Consider the following 13,459-nt stretch of genomic DNA (forward strand, 5'->3'; position numbering starts at 1 on the left):
GCGTTCGTCCTGAGCCAGGATCAAACTCTCATAAAAGTGTTGTTTCCTACTCAATTGCTGGCAATGGTTCAAAACCATTTATCCAATATTTATTGACGTTCGTTTCGTTCAGTTTTCAAAGATCAAACTTCCTTAACAGCAACTTTACTAGTATAGCATTTGTAACTTTCACTGTCAAGAACTTTTTTTGGAGCGGGTGATGGGAATCGAACCCACGACAACAGCTTGGAAGGCTGTAGTTTTACCACTAAACTACACCCGCATTAAAATGGCGCGCCCGAGAGGAGTCGAACCCCTAACCTTTTGATCCGTAGTCAAACGCTCTATCCAATTGAGCTACGGGCGCATATTATAAGAAGTCGATAATGCGGTAGAGAGGACTTGAACCTCCACGGGGTTATCCCCCACTAGGCCCTCAACCTAGCGCGTCTGCCATTCCGCCACTACCGCTTAATTAAGCGACAAGAAGTATTATACCAAAAAACTTTTTCCAGCGTCAAGGTTTTTTTCGCTTAGGCGTAAAGACTTTTTCTCGTTGTAAAAAATCAAAATGGCTGGGCTAGCTGGATTCGAACCAACGAATGACGGAGTCAAAGTCCGTTGCCTTACCACTTGGCTATAGCCCATCAAATATGAAGAATATTATCTTAACATACTTTCTATCAATAAGCAATTAATAGATTTTATATTAACACCTTCAATAGAAGCATTACTCTATTAATGCATTCTATCTAAAAAAGAAAAGTGACCCCTACGGGATTCGAACCCGTGTTACCGCCGTGAAAGGGCGGTGTCTTAACCGCTTGACCAAGGGGCCTTAAAAATATGTAATGGCGGAGAAGGAGGGATTTGAACCCTCGCGCCGCTTACGCGACCTATACCCTTAGCAGGGGCACCTCTTCAGCCACTTGAGTACTTCTCCGAATATATCATTAAAAAGGTATCAGACAAAACTCCGCAGGTAGGATTCGAACCTACGACCGATCGGTTAACAGCCGATAGCTCTACCACTGAGCTACTGCGGAATAAATGACTCTTATGAGTATACAGAGCGAATAGAATAATGTCAATAGCACTTTAATTTTTTTCAAAAAAATAGTTTATTGATGTGAAATTATACCATCCCTTCTTCAATTCCCATTTTTAAGATAACCACTGGGTTTTTGAGAAAATGCACGTTTAATTTTACCCTACGGTCTTATAGCATGTTAGAAGCGATTTGAATTCATCTTGGTATTATTGTTATATTGGATGGCATGTGCCGCAATATTCGCAACACTCACTGAAGACGAACTTTAACTTATGAATGGGGTTGATTGTATGGGATCTGAAAATTTAACAGATCAAAAACCAGAAATGAATGATGATTTTTCACTTGAGAGCGTTCCCCGTTCGCAACGGAATATGGGATGGATTAGCATTACAAATATTACCTTTGGCATTGCAACGGCCATCTTCTATTTTCAAATGGGGAGTGTGATGGCCCTTCAATTTGGTGCCATGAATGCCATTATATCAGCCCTTTACGCCATCATCGTAGCAGGGATACTCGGTACCTTTATTGCTTATTTATCAGCTAAATCAGGGATGAATGTCAATTTAATGTCTAGAGGTGGGGGATTTGGCTATATCGGTGCCTCTCTTACCTCTTTTATTTATGCAACAAACTTTATCATGTATTGCGCACTTGAAGGAATGATATTGGTTTCAGCTGTACACTCCTTTTTTCCGATTATCCCCGAATGGGCATTAATTCTTTTCTTCGGAACATTAGTAATCCCGCTTAATTGGTTTGGTATAAAACAACTAGATAAGCTTCAAAAGTGGTCTTTGCCTCTATTTTTCATTTTCTTAATTGCCGCGATTGTAGTATCTGCGAAGACTCCTTCCCTTTTTGCAGGCAGCTTTTGGAGCTATATGCCTGAGAACGTTCAAGTAGGCGGGACAGCATTGCTGTTATGTATCGGCATGCAGCATGGGATTATGGGACTTACCCCACTACTTGCTTCAGACTACACACGTTTTCTAAAGCCAAAGGATACCAAAGGCGGAATCTTTGCGATTGGTTTTATTCCTCAAATATTTTGTTTCGGTGTGATGGGAGGTTTAGGGATTTGGTTTGGCGTTCGATTAGGCGAGCCTAACCCTGGTGTGTATATTGTACTTCTATTAGGTATCTGGGGAGCTCTATTTACAATGCTAACTCAAGTTCGGATCAATATCACCAATATTTATAGTGGTTCACTATCACTATCTAACTTTTTCGAAAATGTTTTTAAATTTACGCCTGGAAGACGCTTTTGGGTTGTGATCACTGGTGTATCGGCTATGATCTTAATGTTAGGTGGAATTGTAAATCATTTAGATACAGCCATGACCTTTCAAGGGGTCTTTTTATTAACTTGGGCGTCTATTCTTGTTACAGATGCTTTGATTGTAAAAAAACTGCTTAAAATTGGGCCAGGCTATTATGAGGCTAGACAAGATAATTTATATAAATGGAATCCAGTTGGGGTTGTCTCTTTACTTGTGGCAAGCGGGCTAGGGACTGTAGCGGCTATTGGCTATATGGGGACATTTTTACAAAGTACCGCTGCCTTTTTCGCAGCTATATTAGCAGCCCTTCTGACCATTCTGATTGCGATTCTGACAAAAGGAAAGTATTACGTTCGAAAGAAAGCGAGGAACATTCCAAAAGAAGATTACATCGCCTAAAGAGAACAAAAGCGCAAGCGCCCGTTTAGCGACGTACAAACTTTCATAGTAAGGATGAACAGCTAAAAACGCGCCGTCCTGGCGGCAGACTCAAACGCGACGACAATCGCAACGTCTGCACTAGTACTTCCTGTACGTCGCAGCGCTGTTCTGACCTACATCCTGTAGCCCTGAGATAAAGGATACATGAAATGCGAAAGACGGCCGATTAGGAGCGACAAGCAAATGTTCCTGAAACAAAGAAGGGTGAATTTCCCCTTCTGCGATTCAGGGTTATTTTGCGGAACATCGGTTAAAGGCTCGACGTCCTGTCGAAACACCGATGGACTCGCATCCTGCGAGTCTCTCGCTCCTGCCGTCTGCAGCTAGACAGCACGGCGAAGAATAAGCCGATGTTGACTTACGCAAGCAGAAGCTGAAAGTTTGCTGGGCGCTGAAGCTAGACGACAAAAATCAAAATTACAACTTACCCACAAGCGACAATTTTATAGTTTCCTTAACAAGAACAAAAGCGCAAGCACCTTGTCGATATGAATTTGGACCTTAAACCAGAAGCATGGATGAGCAAATCATTCATACTTCTAATTTTCTTAGCTTCCCTTTGCATTTTCCACAGACAAAACGAGTTGTATTCACCCTACGTTTTCTTTCATACATTTGAGCGCAATCTTGACATTGATATTTATGGATGATCCCTTTCGTTCTCTTCTCTATTTTCAGTGGGGTGCAATGACGCGGAGCCCCGACTTTCTTCATTAACTTTTTAAAATCTTGATCTCGATGCTGATACCCTTTTCCCTCAACATGCAAATGATAATGGCAAAGTTCATGCTTAATAATTCCTTCTAGTTCCGATATGCCATGCTCTTCCAAATACTTGCGATTGATTTCTATATTATGAGAGGTTAGCAAATAGCGTCCTCCCGTTGTACGCAAGCGAGCATTGAAAACAGCCTTATGCCGAAACGACTTATGGAAATACTCTGCTGATAATTTCTCAACTAAAAATTGCAATTCTTCATTGGTCACTTTAACACCCTCTTACGAAGTACGTTGGAACCCCTCTCGTTTTTCCCACATATAATGAAGCAAACTATTTATAGAGGATGTTCAAAAAGTACGGATCAAAGGCTACATGCACGACATCAGTGTCGAACGTCGAGAAGTCACCACTTCCTACAGAAGCTCGTTGGCTTGCCTTTCCTTCCGCTACTCAATGATTTGAACACGCTCTTATAGGAGGTTTTTGAATGCCTAGCTGGTTTGTACATCAAATGCAAAAGGCCTTTTTCGAAAAAAATCTCTATCAAATCAAATTATTAAATCAATGCTGGCACTATTATAGAAGGAAACACTGCGAATGAAAATGCAGTGCTTCCTTTTGTTTATTCTCCGGGTGAAAGCATTGTAAGTGAAAGTCTTCCCTTCTGTACATCCACTTTTTCTACCCAAACCGTTACAATATCTCCAAGCGAGACAACATCTAAAGGATGTTTCACGAATTGTTTACTTAGTTTAGAGATATGCACAAGTCCATCTTCTTTTACACCGACGTCAACAAACGCACCAAAGTCCACTACATTTCGCACTGTACCTTGCATCTCCATGCCAGGCTTTAGATCCTCTAGCTTCAATAAATCTTTTTTCAATAATGGCTTCGGCAGCTCATCTCGTAAATCGCGTCCCGGCTTCATCAATGCCTCTATGATATCCCGTAATGTTAAAACACCAAGGCCTAATTCAGCCGCCATCTTTTCTTGATCAAGCTTTTTTAGTGCATCGACCAATTCTTTACTGCCTATATCTTTTGTTGAGAATCCAAGTTGCTTGAGCAAACTCATCACTTCATCATAGCTTTCGGGATGAATAGGTGTTACGTCCAACGGCTCTTTTCCATCAAGGATACGTAAAAAGCCAATCGCTTGTTCATACGTTTTCGCCCCTAAACGTGGGATTCCTTTCAATTGTTTCCGTCCTGTAAACTTCCCATTTTCTTCCCGGTACTTGACAATATTATTCGCCACAGTTTTGCTAAGCCCTGACACATATTGTAAAAGAGAAGGTGAGGCTGTGTTTACATTCACGCCAACTTGGTTCACTGCTGTTTCGACAACGAAGGTTAATGATTCGTTTAATCGCTTCTGCGAGACATCATGTTGATATTGACCGACTCCAACTGATTTTGGATCGATCTTCACCAGTTCCGCCAAGGGATCCTGCAGTCTTCTAGCAATCGAAGCGGCACTTCTTTCCTCAACTTGAAGATCAGGAAACTCCTCTCTCGCTAATGCAGAAGCTGAATACACACTTGCCCCTGCTTCATTGACGATCACATAAGCTAGATTTTCCTTCATTTCTTTTAAAATATCTGCCGTAAATTGTTCAGTCTCTCGGGATGCCGTTCCATTCCCGATCGCAATCACTTCAATTTGGTACTGTTTTAATACCTGCATCATCTTTTCTTTTGCCTCAGCACGCTTGGCTTTGGGCGGATGCGGGTAAATAACATCGATATGTAGTAATTTTCCGGTCTCATCCACAACGGCCAATTTACAACCTGTCCGGTAGGCTGGGTCAACACCCAATGCCATTTTTCCTTTTAGAGGGGGTTGCAGGAGTAAATTTCGTAAGTTCTCTGAGAAGATATGGATGGCTTGTGCTTCTGCCTTTTCAGTCAATTCATTTCGAACTTCACGTTCAATCGCTGGCTCAATTAAACGTTTATATCCATCTTCAATGGCTTCTATGATAACACGCGAAGCAATGGATTCTTTCTTTTTGATTACCCTTCTCTCTATATATGAAAGGATTTTTTCTGGGTCCATTTTAATGGAGACCTTTAAGATTTCTTCCTTTTCTCCTCTATTTAATGCTAATGTGCGATGAGGAACAATTTTTTTCACAGGCTCCTCATATTCATAGTAGTTTTCAAAGACCTTTTTCTCGTCCTGATCTGTGTTTTTTCCCACAGAAGTGATCATACTGGCGTGGAAAAATTCCTTTCTGATCCATTGGCGAATGGCCGCATCATCCGAAAATTGTTCAGCAAGTATGTCCTTTGCCCCTTGAATGACGGTAGCAACGTCTGCTACTTCCTTTTCCTCTGAAATATATTTTTCTGCTTCTTCTTCCACGCTGCCATTTACTGGAAAATTCATAAGCCATTCCGCAAATGGTTCTAACCCTTTCTCTTTTGCAACAGCGGCACGAGTACGCCGCTTCTGTTTATAAGGACGGTATAAATCTTCAACAATTTGTAGCTGGTCCGCTTTTAAAATCGCGACCTGTAATTCCTCTGTTAATTTTCCCTGTTCCTCAATTAAGCGAATGACATCTGTTTTACGTTGCTCTAAATTTTGCAGATACGTCCATCCATCCAAAATCCCTTTAATTTGTACTTCATCTAATGCACCCGTCATTTCTTTTCGGTAACGTGCGATAAATGGAACAGTATTTCCTTCTTCTAAAAGTTCAATGACACTGGATACTTGTTTTTTCGATAAATTGAGTTCTTTGGCAATTTTTCCATGTAAATCAATATTTTGTTGAACTTGTATCACACTGGTCCCTCATTTCTCTTTTACTAATACTATTTTATCATAAAAGTGAAACTTCAATCAGTCGAGGTTTCTCTCATTCCCACTGATTGAATACGATTCGATAGAAAAAAGCTCGAGTATCACACTCCAGCTTTTTTCTATCGATACTTTATTTGAAAATAACAGAAATAGCATCCTTAAGCTTCATATTACTATCGACCTCATAGGAACCTGGTTTTAATTTCTTCTCCAGTTTTTGTTTTTCTACCTCATTGACGAAATCCATTGGGTCTTTAACAATTTTCGCCTTTTCTAGAGCTCTTCCTACATCAATACTTGTCATTCCGTCTGAAACAATAATTGTCGAACGATAAACAATTTTTTCTTTCTCAGCTTCTTTTGGCTCTTCTTCCGCTGCTTTTTCATCATCTTTAGTCTTTTCAGTCGCAGCAAGTTGTTCATGCCATTCTTCTTCAGTGTGGATGACATATCCCTCTGAAACTAACGTTTTTTTCATGTCTTCTACCGACGGTTTTTCAACCTCTTTCGCACTTGTTTCATCATTAGTAGAATAGTAGGCAACCCCACACAAACATGCAGCAATAATAAGGCCAAAAGCAAAGCTACGCATTGATTTTGCTGACATTATTTACTTTTCTCCCCTTCCTTAACCACCATATAAGGAGTAAGTAATTGTTCCATTTCTTGTTTAGAGAGTCCTTTTTGCGCTGCAATATTTTCTAAGGAATAGCCACGTCTATGAAGATCAATCGCATCTCGCAGCAAAATTCGACTTTTAGAAGAACTGGATGGGATCTTTAATTCCTGTGCATCTATCTCCCTATCAATTTCAAGAAATCGAACTTTTTGTTGTAATTTATACAATTCATCTGTCATTGTAAGAGAAAGCTGATCTACTTCCCTCTCTACCTTTGATGAATTCCGTCGCGTTTTGACAAACGATAGAATTAGGAGTAACACGGCCAATCCTAGTAAAATGGCTAACATCCATTCCATCATTTTCGATCACTTCCTTTACTAAATCTAACGAATACCCCCTCTATAATTTGAACTAAAATCCACTTAAAAGCAAGAATTTATTCAAATTGTAATCAATTTGTGAGAAATCAAAGAAGGATTTTCGACAAATTCCGGGGCGTGCCAGGCATGAACAAAAGCGCAAGCGCCTTGATCAAGGAAGAAAGGCTAAATTCGCGCCGTCCTGGCGCAACGCCGATGGACTCGCATCCTGCGAGCCTCTCGGGGCTAGGCGCTGGAGCTGGATGTCGACCACAACATAATCTACTTATCTACAAGCGACCATTTTTTGGTTTCCTAGGCACCGAAAAAGGCCCCTACTCTTAGAGTAGGGTGCCGACGATAAAGGACATATCGTCTGTTGTATTGACTTGTTTTGCTTTTAGCTGATCTGTCATTGTCCAAACGGAATGGTTTCCCCCGAGTAATTCACGGGTTTTGACATTAATGAAACCATCAGAATGAAGAAGGAATTTCGACTGTTCTTCATAGGGGTATTTATGAGTATGAAACTTCTGGGGTCTACCGGAGAGATAGCCTGTCACGGGTATAGGGTAAATTAATTTACCTGCTGGTGTATACACGTAAAAGCGGAGATTGCCTACACAACTATATTCAAACTCGCGTTTACGAAAATCAACTTTTAGGATCCCTACAGCTGCTCCGCGCTTCCGCAACAAGACTTTGTTGCTGTAATCCATTAATGTATCGACGCTTTCTTCTGGATTAGCTTCTACTATAGAAGTAACGGCCTTTGCAGATTCATAAGCATATTGGCCACTTCCCAGTCCATCGGCTAAAACACAAAGAAAATAATCATCTTGCACATCTAAATAGAATGCATCGCCACAATATGGATTACTACCTTTTGCCGTTTGAAATGCATGGACCTCTATTTGTTGTCTGTCCAAATGGATCATGGAGAGAATTTCTCCGTATGTTTGTTGTTTTCAAAAATGGCTTCTCTCAGTTTTTTAATCGCTTTTCTTTGTAAACGGGATACATGCATTTGGGAAATCTCTAACATCTCTCCAGCTTCTTTCTGACTTTTATTTTCTAAGTAGGTATATTGGATAATTTTTCTTTCCCTATCCGATAAAACGTGCAGGGCTTCTTCCAACACAATTTTTTGGTTCACTTTTTCATAACCATCATCAATACTCCCTACAATATCCAATAATGTAACAGTACTACCATCTGCATCTGCTTCAATGGAGTGATCCACAGATAAAGCTTGGTAGCTTTTTCCCATTTCCATTGCTTCCAATACTTCTTCTTCTGTTACTTCTAGGTATTGAGCAATTTCTGGAATTCTCGGTGAACGTTGCAGTTCCCTTGTTAAATCTTCCACAGTCGATTTAATTTTAGGACCAAGTTCTTTTATGCGCCGTGGTACATGAACGCTCCATGTTTTGTCTCTTAAAAATCGTTTGATCTCCCCGATAATCGTAGGAATCGCAAAGGCTTCAAACGTTTTTCCATAGCTTTCATCATAGCGACGAATGGCCCCAAGTAATCCAATGACACCAACTTGTACAATATCTTCGTGGAAGGATTTTCCTTTGGAATACTTACGAGCAATGGATTCAACCAATTTCTGATAATGAAGCACTAATTCATTTTGAGCTTCTTCATCTTGATGCTCTTGGTAAGCTTTGATCCATTCATTAATTTGATTTCTATCATGATCAGGTTGAGATTGTTTCAACATCACTCTCCACCTGCTCTCCCTCAAGGAATTTTGTCATAAAGACTGTTACACCCTCATGCTGGTGTATTTTTACCTCGTCCATCAAGCTCTCGATCAAATAGAGTCCTAAGCCTCCTTCACGAAGAAATTCGGCATCTCCTCCACTTTTATATGGACCAATTTCCCTCCGGATCTCTTCAAGATTAAAACTTTTTCCTGAATCGGCAACCATTGTTTCAAGTTTGTCTTCATGGAGCGCAAACCCAACCACAATTTCTCCGCCCTCTTTTTGCTTATAAGCATGTTGAACAGCATTCGTAATGGCCTCACTTACAGCTACTTTCAAATCATCAATCGCATCATATGTAAAGCCCATTCTGCTTGCTAATCCTGATAAAGTGAGCCGGATCACGCCTACATATTCTGGTTTTGCAGGAATTTTCATCTCAATGTAGTCAAATGCTTCTTCCATGTTAAACTCCACCTTCTACCTCGGTATTGACATCCATTACATCTGCTAATCCAGTAATATCAAAAAGTCGTTTTAAACGATCAGACATTCCCTTCAAAACAAGTTCCCCATTATGCTCTTTTAATGTCTTAAATAGACCTACAAATATGCCCAAGCCTGTACTATCCATATAATTTACCTCTGATAGATCGACAACTATTTTCATCTCAGACTGTTCTGCACGTGGCAGCAGTTCATCACGTACTGTCGGAGCTGTATAAGCATCTATTTCACCAGCTAGTTTCGCTATGATTCCTGTTTCCGTTTCTTCTACATCTATTGAAATATTCACTATCCATTCACCCCTTAAAAGGTTCTGGTATTTCTTTTACCCCGTTTGAATTAAGATAAAACCTGTTAGTGAACTCTTCTTAAAATAATAAGTGTAAAATCGTCTCTTAGTTCAAAATCTTGAAGTCTTTCTAAATCCTTATAAATGTTCGTGACGATTTCTTGGGCTGACATATGTATATAATCATAGATCATAGCCATTAGATCCTCTCGCTCAATAAATCCATCTTGTGTCCGACATTCTGAAACACCATCTGAGAGAAGGATGACCATATCTCCAACCTCAAGCTGATAGTCGAATTCTTTATATTTCGTTCTTTTATCAATTCCGAGTAATAATCCTTTTGCTTCTAAATCTTGAAACGTCTGCGATTCAGACATATAGAAAAAGCCTGGTTCATGCCCTGCTGAAGCATAGGTAAAATAATGAGATTTTGGATCATAGACGCCATAACACATTGTAATAAACATACTGGGATCCACGTTTTGTTCTACAACGCGGTTAAGGCTTTCTAATATGTCCTTTGGGGCTTTTTCCCCTTCCGGAAAGCTATCCATTCCGTATTTAATCATGGACATGGATAATGCGGCTGGGATTCCTTTGCCAATGACATCTGCGATCGCCACCCCAAGACATTGATGTTCATCTTTAATAAAATGATAATAATCTCCATTCATCTGTCTTGCAGGTACACTAATCACACCAATTTCCAATCCATCGATCTGAGGCTTTACCGTCTGTAACAAAGTTTGTTGCATCTTAGCAGCTACCTCAATTTCACTTTTTAAAGCTAGCTGTTCTGTCCGTAAACTTTGATGCTCTCTGTACGCAAGACCATATCCCATCATCACTTCCAGCAAAATATCAAAGGAATATAAGACGTTTTCCTCTTGGTAACCATTCTCCATAATCACTGATTTATGTAAGCTGATTATTTCTTCTGGAGAAATATGATGTTCAATTAATTTTCTACTTAATTTCTGCCCTTGGTACAAAGTCTGTTCATTTTTGTCCTCTAAATATTTACTCATAATATCTCTATATTTATCTTCCAATGTTTCCCTAAACCCCATGCCGATAAATCCTCCTATCGGAGCCATTTCACCGAAGTGATTTCAGTTCCTTCTCCAACCTTGGAGTGAATGTCGAATTCATCCATTAGCCGTTTCACACCAGGAAGACCTGCTCCTAGCCCTCCTGATGTCGTATAGCCATCTTCCATTACCCTACGAATATCAGCTATTCCCGGCCCTTGGTCTTTTGCAGTAATTTTCACACCGCTTTTTCCTTTTTCGTAAAATTTATCGATGCAGACTTCGCCTTCACCTGCATACAAGAAAATATTTCTTGCCAATTCGCTGATCGCAGTCGTGATTCTTGCCTGGTCGACCGTCCCAAACCCAAGCTCCTTTGCCACATTTCTGCCTAATTGGCGAACTGCTACTATGTCCCATTCATTTAATATTTTAACGCAGGACTGCAGCTCCATAGGCTACTCCCCCAGTTCCTGTTGTAATTTATCTAAACCGTTTTCCAAATCTATTGCTGTCATCACATCATCCAAACGGATACCAAGCTCGAGTAACGTGATAGCGACGGATGGTTGAATACCTGTAATAACCACCCTTGCTCCCATTAGTTTAGACATTTCAATCACATCGCCTAGTACCTTTGCAATAAAAGAATCGATAAAATCAATCGATGTAATGTCAATCACGACGCCACTGGCGTTTGTCTGATGAATCATTTGTAGTAAGTCTTCTTGAAATTGTAAAGCAGTCTGATCATCAAGTTCCCATTGGATCGAAACAAGTAGATATTTGCCTAATTTTAATATTGGTATTCTCAATCTACACCCTCCATTACGACAATTTCCCTATTAGTATATGCAAGAGCTTGTGCAATCCCCTTCCGCAAGGTACTCGTGGTTGTAATATGGTTTAGATCAATACCTAAATTCACAATCGTTTGAGCAATCTCCGGACGAATTCCAACAAGCATACATTTCGAGCCCACTAATCGAACAGCATCCGCTGCCTGGATAATATGATGGGCTACCATTGTGTCCACAACAGGTACACCGGTAATATCAATCAAAACAACATCCGAGCGATGCTTCACGACACCACTTAATAGATTTTCCATTATTAACCGAGCACGTTCCGTATCAATTGTTCCCACAAGCGGCATAATAGATATTTTTTCAAACACTGGAATTAACGGTGCTGAAAGCTCTTGTAGTGCTACCTTTTGCAACGTAATCGTTTTTTCCCAGGTGTCTGAATACGTATTAATCATCTGATCTTGTAAAGGAGCAAGCCATGATTCAAGATCTAATACTAATTTTTTCATTTGGTCTTTTGTAAGATCACTCTCTGTCACCATTTTTTCAAAAATAATGCTTTGGTAGATTCGTACCCCCGTTGTTAAATACGTAAGAGGCCAACCTAATCTAATAATGCTTTCTCCAAAATCCTTCACCTTTTCATTGTACGTCTCATTAGAATCAACAATATTAGAGACAATCACATCTAAAAATTCTTTACTAGTATTATAGAATACATTATCTGAAATTGTATTGAATGAACGAGAATCCCCACGTTCTCGCATTTCATCCATCCATTCTTCTACAATGTCTCCCCCATAATTTTGTACATAACGAACAATTTCTCTCTTCATCGAACTGTCTTCCTCCTCTTATTGGCCAAATCTAGAAACAAAAGCGCAAGGGGGGTCATGATGTAAGAAGAAAAGCTAAGATCGCGCCGTCCTGGCAGCAGATTCAAAGCGCGACTTCCTATCGCTTCGTCTGCACTTAGTACGTCTTGGACGTCGCAACACCTTTCTGACCAACATCCTGTTGCCCTCCGACAAATAAATGTTCCGGGACAAAAAAAGTCCGATTTTGACTTTTATTGTCACCGGTTATTTTAGTAGAACAGCGACTAAGGTCGCCAAGTCCGCATGTCTTCTCCGATGGACCGCATCCTGCCAGCGTCTCGCCGATGGTGCCTAGAGTTAGACATCAGCCGTGCCTTCCTGTAAGTGATTCGCAGGTCGAAAATTTAATTTCTTAGACCATAAAAAATAATATTCACAGATGTGAATAATTAATTTCAAAAGCAGACAGCTGCCATTTCTCCAAACTCTATTTTAACAATGGCTTGTTGAAAAACTCAAATACTAACACATTTTACAAGTGAGAACAGGAAAAAAGTTATATTCGCTATGACCAGATTAAGCGTAGTCTTTTTGACTATACAACATCGTAAATTATTTTATCTGCTCAAAAAGGCGCTTTTGTTTTTCAACAATAAAGCGCCCTAAAAATCGATGAGTCCCAAACTTACTTGTAAGGCTTCATCTACTTTTTCCATCATTTCTTCGTCTAAATGTGTAATTTTATCTGTTAGACGTTGTTTATCCACCGTTCTAATTTGTTCAAGCAGTAGGACTGAATCCCTTTCAAAACCGTACTTTTCGGCATCAATTTCCACATGTGTGGGCAATTTGGCTTTTTGAATTTGCGCCGTTATAGCAGCAATGATGACAGTAGGACTAAATCGATTTCCAATATCATTTTGCAACACTAATACAGGACGCACTCCGCCTTGTTCTGAACCGACTACTGGTGACAAGTCGGCGAAATACACATCACCGCGCTTTACACTCAA

The 13,459-nt window shown here is 40.1% G+C and carries 15 protein-coding genes and 7 tRNA genes; 2 read left to right on the top strand and 20 right to left on the bottom strand.

Translation table 11 applies throughout. The features are described from left to right. Nucleotides 1-188 precede the first annotated feature (188 nt). The 7 genes from KI375_RS20065 to KI375_RS20095 all read right to left on the bottom strand — a co-directional run bounded on the left by KI375_RS20065 (nucleotide 189) and on the right by KI375_RS20095 (nucleotide 1,025). A tRNA-Gly gene (locus tag KI375_RS20065) sits at nucleotides 189-262 on the bottom strand. Between the two features lie 7 nt (nucleotides 263-269). Then, nucleotides 270-346, bottom strand: a tRNA-Arg gene (locus KI375_RS20070). A 20-nt stretch (nucleotides 347-366) separates the two neighbouring features. After that, nucleotides 367-450 (bottom strand) — tRNA-Leu (locus tag KI375_RS20075). A gap of 101 nt (nucleotides 451-551) precedes the next feature. Beyond that, nucleotides 552-626 (bottom strand) — tRNA-Gln (locus tag KI375_RS20080). A gap of 119 nt (nucleotides 627-745) precedes the next feature. Then, nucleotides 746-817: transfer RNA gene (locus tag KI375_RS20085), tRNA-Glu, on the bottom strand. Nucleotides 818-831: 14 nt separating this feature from the next. Next, a tRNA-Ser gene (locus KI375_RS20090) sits at nucleotides 832-922 on the bottom strand. Between the two features lie 31 nt (nucleotides 923-953). Beyond that, a tRNA-Asn gene (locus KI375_RS20095) sits at nucleotides 954-1,025 on the bottom strand. Between the two features lie 379 nt (nucleotides 1,026-1,404). Here KI375_RS20095 and KI375_RS20100 point away from each other — a divergent pair. After that, complete coding sequence (locus tag KI375_RS20100; protein ID WP_374706882.1) at nucleotides 1,405-2,715, top strand: purine-cytosine permease family protein; 1,311 nt, start codon at nucleotides 1,405-1,407, stop codon at nucleotides 2,713-2,715. A gap of 573 nt (nucleotides 2,716-3,288) precedes the next feature. Here KI375_RS20100 and KI375_RS20105 read toward each other — a convergent pair. Further along, nucleotides 3,289-3,744, bottom strand: a complete 456-nt coding sequence (locus KI375_RS20105) for a SprT family protein (protein ID WP_212975218.1) — start codon at nucleotides 3,742-3,744, stop codon at nucleotides 3,289-3,291. A gap of 221 nt (nucleotides 3,745-3,965) precedes the next feature. On the opposite strand from KI375_RS20105, the gene cmpA reads away from it, so the two are divergent. Continuing rightward, the gene (gene cmpA / locus KI375_RS20110) at nucleotides 3,966-4,079 is read left to right on the top strand and encodes a cortex morphogenetic protein CmpA (protein WP_212975219.1); all 114 of its coding nucleotides are present in this window, start codon (nucleotides 3,966-3,968) and stop codon (nucleotides 4,077-4,079) included. Nucleotides 4,080-4,100: 21 nt separating this feature from the next. Here cmpA and KI375_RS20115 read toward each other — a convergent pair whose 3' ends face one another. From KI375_RS20115 to KI375_RS20170, 12 genes are all read right to left on the bottom strand, one after another. Continuing rightward, entirely contained in the window at nucleotides 4,101-6,275 is a 2,175-nt protein-coding gene (locus KI375_RS20115) for a Tex family protein (RefSeq protein WP_244852871.1), read from the bottom strand. Nucleotides 6,276-6,423: 148 nt separating this feature from the next. After that, on the bottom strand, nucleotides 6,424-6,900 hold the full coding sequence (locus KI375_RS20120; RefSeq protein WP_212975220.1) for a hypothetical protein: 477 nt from the start codon (nucleotides 6,898-6,900) through the stop codon (nucleotides 6,424-6,426). Next, nucleotides 6,900-7,274, bottom strand: coding sequence for a hypothetical protein (locus KI375_RS20125; RefSeq protein ID WP_212975221.1), 375 nt, complete (start codon nucleotides 7,272-7,274; stop codon nucleotides 6,900-6,902). The genes KI375_RS20120 and KI375_RS20125 overlap by 1 nt, the downstream gene beginning before the upstream one ends. Nucleotides 7,275-7,615: 341 nt before the next feature. Beyond that, nucleotides 7,616-8,212: a PP2C family serine/threonine-protein phosphatase gene (locus tag KI375_RS20130; protein ID WP_212975222.1), complete on the bottom strand. Its 597-nt coding sequence runs from the start codon at nucleotides 8,210-8,212 to the stop codon at nucleotides 7,616-7,618. After that, a complete protein-coding gene (sigB, locus tag KI375_RS20135) occupies nucleotides 8,209-9,003 on the bottom strand; it encodes an RNA polymerase sigma factor SigB (protein ID WP_212975223.1) in 795 nt (264 codons plus the stop codon). Before sigB ends, KI375_RS20130 begins: the two co-directional genes overlap by 4 nt. Continuing rightward, the gene (gene rsbW / locus KI375_RS20140; protein WP_212975224.1) at nucleotides 8,981-9,454 is read right to left on the bottom strand and encodes an anti-sigma B factor RsbW; all 474 of its coding nucleotides are present in this window, start codon (nucleotides 9,452-9,454) and stop codon (nucleotides 8,981-8,983) included. Before rsbW ends, sigB begins: the two co-directional genes overlap by 23 nt. A 1-nt stretch (nucleotide 9,455) precedes the next feature. Beyond that, nucleotides 9,456-9,785 carry an anti-sigma factor antagonist gene (locus KI375_RS20145; protein WP_212975225.1) on the bottom strand — a complete coding sequence of 110 codons (330 nt, stop codon included), beginning with the start codon at nucleotides 9,783-9,785 and terminating at the stop codon, nucleotides 9,456-9,458. 65 nt (nucleotides 9,786-9,850) lie between these two features. Further along, complete coding sequence (locus tag KI375_RS20150) at nucleotides 9,851-10,858, bottom strand: PP2C family protein-serine/threonine phosphatase (RefSeq protein WP_212975226.1); 1,008 nt, start codon at nucleotides 10,856-10,858, stop codon at nucleotides 9,851-9,853. A gap of 14 nt (nucleotides 10,859-10,872) precedes the next feature. Beyond that, nucleotides 10,873-11,274 carry an anti-sigma regulatory factor gene (locus KI375_RS20155; RefSeq protein ID WP_207454115.1) on the bottom strand — a complete coding sequence of 134 codons (402 nt, stop codon included), beginning with the start codon at nucleotides 11,272-11,274 and terminating at the stop codon, nucleotides 10,873-10,875. A gap of 3 nt (nucleotides 11,275-11,277) precedes the next feature. Further along, on the bottom strand, nucleotides 11,278-11,634 hold the full coding sequence (locus tag KI375_RS20160) for an STAS domain-containing protein (protein WP_207454116.1): 357 nt from the start codon (nucleotides 11,632-11,634) through the stop codon (nucleotides 11,278-11,280). Beyond that, nucleotides 11,631-12,464, bottom strand: a complete 834-nt coding sequence (locus KI375_RS20165; RefSeq protein WP_212975227.1) for an STAS domain-containing protein — start codon at nucleotides 12,462-12,464, stop codon at nucleotides 11,631-11,633. The genes KI375_RS20160 and KI375_RS20165 overlap by 4 nt, the downstream gene beginning before the upstream one ends. 644 nt (nucleotides 12,465-13,108) lie before the next feature. Next, nucleotides 13,109-13,459 (bottom strand): type II toxin-antitoxin system PemK/MazF family toxin, encoded by a 351-nt coding sequence (locus tag KI375_RS20170; RefSeq protein ID WP_212975228.1) that lies wholly within the window; start codon nucleotides 13,457-13,459, stop codon nucleotides 13,109-13,111.

Source organism: Bacillus sp. J14TS2 (assembly GCF_018333015.1).
Lineage (GTDB): Bacteria > Bacillota > Bacilli > Bacillales > Bacillaceae_C > Lederbergia.

Excerpts from the sequence above, each read along its gene's own strand:
- KI375_RS20150 (WP_212975226.1), bottom strand. The coding sequence starts at position 10,858 with ATGGGGTTTAGGGAAACATTGGAAGATAAATATAGAGATATTATGAGT.
- KI375_RS20100 (WP_374706882.1), top strand. The coding sequence starts at position 1,405 with ATGGGATGGATTAGCATTACAAATATTACCTTTGGCATTGCAACGGCC.
- KI375_RS20130 (WP_212975222.1), bottom strand. The coding sequence starts at position 8,212 with ATGATCCATTTGGACAGACAACAAATAGAGGTCCATGCATTTCAAACG.
- rsbW (WP_212975224.1), bottom strand. The coding sequence starts at position 9,454 with ATGGAAGAAGCATTTGACTACATTGAGATGAAAATTCCTGCAAAACCA.
- sigB (WP_212975223.1), bottom strand. The coding sequence starts at position 9,003 with ATGTTGAAACAATCTCAACCTGATCATGATAGAAATCAAATTAATGAA.
- KI375_RS20155 (WP_207454115.1), bottom strand. The coding sequence starts at position 11,274 with ATGGAGCTGCAGTCCTGCGTTAAAATATTAAATGAATGGGACATAGTA.
- cmpA (WP_212975219.1), top strand. The coding sequence starts at position 3,966 with ATGCCTAGCTGGTTTGTACATCAAATGCAAAAGGCCTTTTTCGAAAAA.
- KI375_RS20165 (WP_212975227.1), bottom strand. The coding sequence starts at position 12,464 with ATGAAGAGAGAAATTGTTCGTTATGTACAAAATTATGGGGGAGACATT.
- KI375_RS20125 (WP_212975221.1), bottom strand. The coding sequence starts at position 7,274 with ATGATGGAATGGATGTTAGCCATTTTACTAGGATTGGCCGTGTTACTC.
- KI375_RS20120 (WP_212975220.1), bottom strand. The coding sequence starts at position 6,900 with ATGTCAGCAAAATCAATGCGTAGCTTTGCTTTTGGCCTTATTATTGCT.